The sequence below is a fragment of the Streptomyces laculatispora genome (assembly GCF_017353455.1).
Classification (GTDB): Bacteria; Actinomycetota; Actinomycetes; order Streptomycetales; family Streptomycetaceae; genus Streptomyces; species Streptomyces laculatispora.
In genome coordinates, this window is record NZ_JAFMPZ010000106.1 from 1 (window position 1) to 5650 (window position 5650).

The window sequence follows — 5650 nt, forward strand, 5'->3', positions numbered from 1 at the left end:
CAGGGGGCGGAACCGGCCCAGTGGCCGCTCCGGGCTCGTAGTGGAATGGGGTTGTCACGATCGCTCCAGGGATCAGGCTCGCAAGGGCCGGACGAATGGGGCACGCGGTGGGGGCGCGTGGAACGGGGGCGCGGGACGCGTTCGGGCAAGGTCAGCCGCGCGGGACCGCCGCACTGTGCAGATACCGCATCAAGGTCATCAGCACATCGCGGCTGGAGACGCGCAGCCGGGCGTCGCAGTCGATCATCGGGACCTCGTCCGGCAGGTCCAGGGCGCTGCGCAGGGCCTCGACGGGGTGCTTCGGCGCGTCGGGGAAGGTGTTGACGGCGACGACGAACGGCACGCCGCGTTCCTCCAGCCGTCCGATGACGTCGAAGCTGACCTCCAGCCGGCGGGTGTCGATGAGGACGACGGCGCCGAGTGCTCCCTCGAACAGGCCGTTCCACAGGAACCAGAAGCGTTCCTGGCCGGGAGTGCCGAACAGATAGAGGATCAGCTCCTCACTGATGCTGATCCGGCCGAAGTCCATGGCGACCGTGGTGGCGGTCTTGCTCTCCACCCCGGAGTTGTCGTCCACGCCGACGCCGGCCTGGGTCATGGTCTCTTCGGTGGTCAGCGGCCGGATCTCGCTGACCGATCCGACCATCGTCGTCTTGCCGACCCCGAACCCGCCGACGATCACGACCTTCACCGCGGCGGTGGCCGTGGTGGGAAGGACGTCCTCGCTCCGGGGGCCCGTGATCGTGTCAGAGTTTCTGAAGTCCATGCATCACCGCTTCGAGGAGGGACCTGTCCGGGAGGGTTGCGCGGATGATCGGCGCTCGCGATTCGATCAGTTCGGTCGCGAGGAGCTCGGTGAGGAGCGAGGTCACCACGCTGAACGGCAGGCTGAGGTAGGCGGAGATCTCGGCGACGGACAACGGGGCCTGACAGAGCCGCAGGATCACGGCCTGCTCGGGCTGGACCGTCGGTGTCGGTTGTGACTTCGAGACCACCATCGTGACCAGGTCGAGTGCTGCCCGCTCGCTGCCGTCGGGATCGCCGGTGATCACGTAGAGCCGTTCCGGATCGCTCAGCTCCGGATCGACCGTGCGGCGTTCTCGTCGGATAGAACTCATCCGGCCTGCCCGTCGTGCCGGGGCGGGCTCGTCAGATGGGCGCCGATCCGTACGACCATGTCGCGCATCCGCGATCCGACGAGGCCCGCGTCCACCGTCTCACCGGCGAGCACGGCGAGATACGCACCGGCCCCCGCGGCCATCAGGTAGAAGAATCCGCCGGTGACCTCGATGACGACCAGCCGCATCCGGCCGTCGCTGTACGGGATTTCCGAGGCGACGGCCGCGGCCAGGCTCTGCAGTCCGGCGCAGGCCGCCGCGAGCCGGTCGGCGACATCGGGGTCGCCGCCGTGCCGGGCGATGCGCAGGCCGTCCGCGGAGAGCACCACGATCTGGTGGATGTCCGGAACGTCGTCGGCCAGCTCTTTGAGCATCCAGTCCATGTTTCCCCGTTGCTGGATCACTTCAGATCTCCCTTGTCCCACGCGTCATCGGAGTCTTCGTCGGGCCTGGGCTCCCGGGGAACGCCGTTGGCCGCCTTGGTGAACGCCTCCAGCCAGATCCCGGGAGGCGGCTCCTTGCCGTTCTCGTGGCCGTTTCCGTGGCCGTTGGTCCGGCCCGCGGTGGGATCTGCGGGCTGCGCGGGGAGGTTGTGGGAACCCAGCGGTGCGCGGCCGCGGCTGCGTCGTTGCGGGAGTCCGCCCGCGGTCCACTCCGTCACCACGGGGAGTTCGTCCTCCATGGCGACGGCCGGGGTGGCGGGGATTGCGGGCCGGGTGGCGGGTGCCACCGGGCCGGTGGCCGGACGGGCGCCCAGGGGGCTGGGCTTGCGGTGGGTGCTGCGTGCCGGGACGACGTGCTTCATGTTCGCGAGGTCGATATCGCTGGTCGGCCGCGATGTGGCGCCGATGCCGTGGGCGATACCGGGAGCGGGACCGGTGGTGATCATGGAGCGGGGCACGATGAGCACCGCGCGGACGCCGCCGTACGCGGACTGCCGCAGCGAGACCTGCAGGTCGTACATGCGCGACAGGCGGCCGACGACCGCCATGCCGAGCCGCGGGGACTCGCCGAGGTCGTTCATGCTGGAGCCGGCCTGGGCCCTGGCGAGCATGTTCTCGGCCCGGGCGCGGGCCTCCTCGCTGAGGCTGACGCCGCCGTCCTCGATCTCGATGGCGATGCCGGTCTGCACCTCGACGGCGGTGACGTGCACGCGGGTCTGCGGCGGCGAGTAACGGGTTGCGTTGTCGAGGAGTTCGGCGCAGGCGTGGATGAGCGGCTCGACCGCGGTGCCGACGATGGCGACCTTGGCGATCGAGTGCAGATCGACGCGCGGGTACTCCAGGATCCGTGACATGGCACCGCGCAGCACGCTGAACAGCGGTACGGGCTTGGGCCACTGGCGGCTGGGGCGGGCGCCGCCGAGGACGGCGATGGAGTCGGCGAGCCGTCCGATCAGGGCGGTGCCGTGGTCGATACGGAGCAGGTCGTCGAAGACGTCGGGGTTGCGCCCGTGGTGCTCCTCCATCTCCCGCAGTTCACTGGCCTGCCGGTGGACGATGGCCTGGACGCGGCGGGCGACGTTGACGAAGGCGCGCTGCGCGGAGTCACGCGTCGCCTCCTCGTTGTCGATGATGTCCAGCACCGTGTAGACGAGGGAGCGCTGGGCGTCGGGGAGGTGCCGGTAGACCGGGTCGGCGTCCACGACGTCGCGCAGCACCTCGTCGGGGGAGTTGCCCACCCGCAGCCGGTGGATCGCGGCGGGAAGGAGCTCCTTGCTGATCCGTACGGTCTCTTCGTCGTGGCTGGCGAGACGCCGCTCCAGGCCGGTGCAGCGGTGCTCGTACTCGGCGCGCTGCCGGCGGATCGTACGTCCGCGGCGGGCGAGTTCGGCGGTGAGCGCGGCGACCACGACGGTGGCGAAGGCGCCGCACCAGGCGACTGGCATCCGCGCGGCCTCGGCAACCAGGGCGAAGGCGGCGGCAGTCGCGCCCGCCATCACGACGACGGGCAGCAACACGGCGCGGACGACGGGTGTTTCTCGGTCGATCGGCGGTGATTCAACACGAACCATCTAAAACCTCTGGCGGTTGACTCGGGAGGTATACGTGCTTACAGGGCAGTTGGGAACAAGTACTCGAATTCACATCAACTCGACTTCACTGCGCGTGAGCTTAGTCAGATCGAAACAGTGCTTCGGCACATTCGCCCAACCCCCTGCGCGAGCACTCCAGCGGTAATACACTCGCGGGTTTTGCACACACCGCCTCCGAGCGTGCGCAGGGAGTGACGGTGCGGAAGATTTCGGAAGAATCACTCCCCCACGTCCCGCACTGCGGGACGAACTACCCGCCTCTGCGACCCCGGAGGGACCTCAACACCCTCCCAACGTAGGGTGGATGGGCAAATCGGCGAGCCGCATCCGCTCCTGGATGAGCCATTCCGTACCGGACCACGGGACAGAGGCACATGTGATCGAACCGGATCGAAAGGAACAGATTCATGACCGACACGCGAGTGGAGCGCACGGTCGCCGTACGAACGAACAGGGGAACGGGCAACTCATGGGGACGACGCGGGACTACACCATCGAGTCACTCGACACCGGACTGCGGCTGATGCGGCTGTTCCTCACGCATGACTCGCTCACCGTCTCCGAGGCGGCCGTGAGGCTCTCGGTCGGCCGCTCCACCGCCCACCGCGTGCTCAGCACACTGGAGGGGCGCGGTTTCGCGATCAGGGACTCCTCCGGCCGCGGCTACTCGCCCGGCCCCGAACTCGTGCGGCTGGGCCGCCCCGCCGGATTCGGCACCGATGTCCGCGAACAGGTCGGTGCGGTACTCGACGACGCGGTGCGGCGCACCGGCGAGACCGTGCAGAGTGCCGCGCTCATCGGTGACCGGATCGTCGTCACCGACGGCCGCGAGTCCCCGCACCCGGTGCGGGTGGTGCTGGAGCCGGGCCGCACCCACCCCGCGCACGCCACATCGGGCGGCAGGATGCTGCTCTCCCGGATGACCACCGAACAGGTCTGCGCCCTGTATCCGCGGGAGCGGCTGGACGAGGACACCCCGCTCCCGGCCGGCTCGCGGTCGGCGCTGCTCGACGAGCTTGCGGAGATCCGCGCGTGCGGATACGCCCTCAGCCGCGGCGAGTCGGCGCCGGGCATGAACACGGTCGCCGTACCGCTGACGGGTTCCAGCTGGCGGGACCGGCTCGCGCTGATGGCCTGCGCGCCCGCCGACCGCGGTGACGATGCCGCACTGGTGCGCCTCGCCGAGGAGCTGCGGCGGTCCGCCGCGCTGCTGTCCGCGGCCGGGCGGCCGCCGGTGCCGCACGGCTCCTGACGAAGCCGGTGGCGGGGCGGCCGCGCTTCGGACGGTCAGCGGCGGGCGCCGCCGATGCGTCCCTCCAACTGGACCAGCAGCTCGCTGAGCTGGGCGCTGAGCCGGTCGCGGGACTCCGCGTCGAGACCGGAGAGCACCGCGCGTTCGTACGCCAGCTGCTGCGGCAGCAGTCCGTCGACGAGCTCCCGCCCCTCGTCGGTGAGCCGGACGTGCGCGACCCGGCGGTCCCGGTCGTCGCTGCGGCGGTCGGTGAGGCCGCGCTCCTGGAGGACCCGCAGGCGCTTGGTCACGGCCGCTCCGGAGGAGAACGTCTCCCTGGCCAGTTCGCCGGGAGTGAGTTCACGGTCGGTACGGCGCACGGCGCCGAGCAGGTCGAACTCGGCGCGGGTCAGTCCGGCCGCCCGCAGCGGGGCGTCCTCGGCCTGCTGGAGCAGGGCGGCGCAGCGGTTGATCCGGCCGATGAGCTCCATGGGTCCGGTGTCGAGGTCCGGGTTCACTGCCCGCCACTGCCGTACCACCGAGGCGACGATGTCGTCGGTCACACCGCTCCGTTCTCCGGGGCCGGGGCGATCAGCCCCTGCCGTATTGCTGTCGCCGCGAGCGTACGGTGTCCGGCCTGCTCGGCTGCGAGTACCTCCTCCTGGGGCAGGTCGCGCTGCCACCATTCGCCGCCCGCCGCAGGCTCACCGCAGCCCTGGTCGAGCTGCGCGAGGCGGACGACACGGCGGCCGCGAGCGCGCTCTCCACCCGGCCGGTGGCCCGGCGGTTGGTGACGAGCATCGCGGCGAGGAATCCGACGGCGGCGCCGATGACGGTGTCCAGGACCCGGTCGCCGATGAGTTCACCGGCCGGGTGGCTTCCGGCGTACTCCAGGACCAGCAGGGCCATCGGGGTGACGGCGACGGAGCCGAGCCAGTAGTTGCGGGTGATCAGGGCCTCGGCGGCGAAGCTGAAGAAGAGGCAGAAGCCGATCAGGGCCAGCGGGCCGGTCCGGGTCACCGGGAGGACGGCGGCGAAGACCAGGACGCCGATGAGGTTGCCGAGGGTGCGCTGGAGGGTCCGGTTCCAGGAGAGCGTGACGTTGGCCTGGTAGAGGGAGGCCGCGGTGACGATCGCCCAGTAGGGGCGCCCGACGCCGGCGGCCGACGAGACGTAGCCGGCCAGGGCGCAGCCGATCAGGGCGCGTGCGGCGATCGGCAGCAGCGGGGACCCGGGGCCGAGGCGGCGCAGCAGTGCGCGGCGCGC

6 protein-coding genes and 1 pseudogene are annotated in these 5650 nt (G+C 70.7%); 1 reads left to right on the forward strand and 6 read right to left on the reverse strand.

Annotated elements, in window-relative coordinates:
- Positions 1-151: 151 nt before the first annotated feature.
- Genes J1C73_RS06325 through J1C73_RS06340 form a run of 4 tightly spaced genes read right to left on the reverse strand, consistent with a single transcriptional unit; the run spans position 152 to position 3132 of the window.
- Positions 152-766, reverse strand: coding sequence for a GTP-binding protein (locus J1C73_RS06325; RefSeq protein ID WP_207315461.1), 615 nt, complete (start codon positions 764-766; stop codon positions 152-154).
- A complete protein-coding gene (locus J1C73_RS06330) occupies positions 747-1118 on the reverse strand; it encodes a DUF742 domain-containing protein (protein ID WP_123464317.1) in 372 nt (123 codons plus the stop codon). The genes J1C73_RS06325 and J1C73_RS06330 overlap by 20 nt, the downstream gene beginning before the upstream one ends.
- A complete protein-coding gene (locus J1C73_RS06335; protein WP_024494673.1) occupies positions 1115-1522 on the reverse strand; it encodes a roadblock/LC7 domain-containing protein in 408 nt (135 codons plus the stop codon). Before J1C73_RS06335 ends, J1C73_RS06330 begins: the two co-directional genes overlap by 4 nt.
- Positions 1519-3132, reverse strand: coding sequence for an ATP-binding protein (locus tag J1C73_RS06340; protein ID WP_207315462.1), 1614 nt, complete (start codon positions 3130-3132; stop codon positions 1519-1521). The genes J1C73_RS06335 and J1C73_RS06340 overlap by 4 nt, the downstream gene beginning before the upstream one ends.
- Positions 3133-3622: 490 nt before the next feature.
- On the opposite strand from J1C73_RS06340, the gene J1C73_RS06345 reads away from it, so the two are divergent.
- A complete protein-coding gene (locus J1C73_RS06345) occupies positions 3623-4405 on the forward strand; it encodes an IclR family transcriptional regulator (RefSeq protein WP_207315463.1) in 783 nt (260 codons plus the stop codon).
- A gap of 35 nt (positions 4406-4440) precedes the next feature.
- Here the strand turns inward: J1C73_RS06345 and J1C73_RS06350 are convergent, their stop codons facing one another.
- On the reverse strand, positions 4441-4947 hold the full coding sequence (locus tag J1C73_RS06350; protein ID WP_123464309.1) for a MarR family winged helix-turn-helix transcriptional regulator: 507 nt from the start codon (positions 4945-4947) through the stop codon (positions 4441-4443).
- Positions 4944-5650, reverse strand: a pseudogene (locus J1C73_RS06355) (FUSC family protein); the annotation flags it as partial. The gene J1C73_RS06350 and the pseudogene J1C73_RS06355, both read right to left, overlap by 4 nt.

Coding starts and splice junctions, on each gene's coding strand:
- J1C73_RS06325 (WP_207315461.1), bottom strand. CDS start 766: ATGGACTTCAGAAACTCTGACACGATCACGGGCCCCCGGAGCGAGGAC.
- J1C73_RS06330 (WP_123464317.1), bottom strand. CDS start 1,118: ATGAGTTCTATCCGACGAGAACGCCGCACGGTCGATCCGGAGCTGAGC.
- J1C73_RS06340 (WP_207315462.1), bottom strand. CDS start 3,132: ATGGTTCGTGTTGAATCACCGCCGATCGACCGAGAAACACCCGTCGTC.
- J1C73_RS06345 (WP_207315463.1), top strand. CDS start 3,623: ATGGGGACGACGCGGGACTACACCATCGAGTCACTCGACACCGGACTG.